1 protein-coding gene is annotated in these 1074 nt (G+C 40.2%); it reads right to left on the bottom strand.

What is annotated here, in order from left to right; all coding sequences use genetic code 11:
• The coding region (locus AC1DPZ_RS27790; RefSeq protein WP_477409623.1) for a hypothetical protein at positions 1-1074 on the bottom strand (1074 nt) is incomplete at both ends.

Here is a 1074-nt window from a genome sequence, read left to right on the forward strand (position 1 = left end):
GGGCAGACCATAGGTTAAAACGCTGTAAAGTTTAGCAAAAAAGCCCAGGTAATAAATGAAAAATCCTGCAAGTCCAAATAATCCATATTCGGCCAGAAATTGATCGTAAACGGAAAATGGACTGTTGTTCAGGGAGTGAAAACCCGCCCTTTTGCTGAAATAATTAAGATAGAGATCAAGATGGTTTGCCATAAAATCATGATCGATATAAACCAATTTATGCGGATAGCCGCCCGCAAAACCAAGCCCGGTAGCTCTGAAAGCCAGTTTTGACGAAAAATTACCTATGCCTATACCGGTAATTAACTTGTTTAAATGTTGGTGTAAAAAATCAACAGTTTGTAAAAAGCCTATTAGCTTGCCTGCAAACACTGGTGGCTGGGCAACTTCACCACCGGCAAACGGTAATTCTGTTTTATGTGTTTCAATAAATTGTACAAGCTGTTTTTGTTCAGGAGGCGTTTGAGTACTGCTTTGGTATGGGGCCGAATGAATATTAGGCCCTTTAATGGCTATACGTCCGCCACTGATTACATAAACCGTATCATTGGGCTTTATTGCGCGTACCGGATGTGTAGCCACATAAAGCTCGTCTAAGTATGTTATAGCCGTTTTTTGTTTACGTTCATCGGCGTTCAGTACACTATCTGGTCGTAAATTGATTGGTACGTTTGCCCATACCGACGGCTTGGCTACGGAGGGATCTTTATGAAGCAATATGGCTATTGCATTTGTGGCATATTTGTTATTTTGCGGAGATATTTTCGCCATAAAAACTCCCAGGAAAACAAGACAAATTACAATCAGGCTTTTTTGGTAGCGATTGGTTTTGAAGGCAAACAGCAGTAAAAATATAAGCAGGATAGCAATATTGATAAAATTACTGCCGGTGAGCAGGAGGATGGCCATGCAGACAAAAAGCATGATGGCATTTTTACGGACCAGGAAATATATCACACCGAAAGCATTCAGTATAGCATTGGTAGTTGAAGTATCAAAGGTGATACCCTTTACAAAATCGCCGGTGCTAATAAAATATTTCTGAAACTGACCCTGGTAGGTATAGGGATTTAT

The sequence above is a fragment of the Mucilaginibacter sp. P4_G9 genome (genome assembly GCF_056400985.1).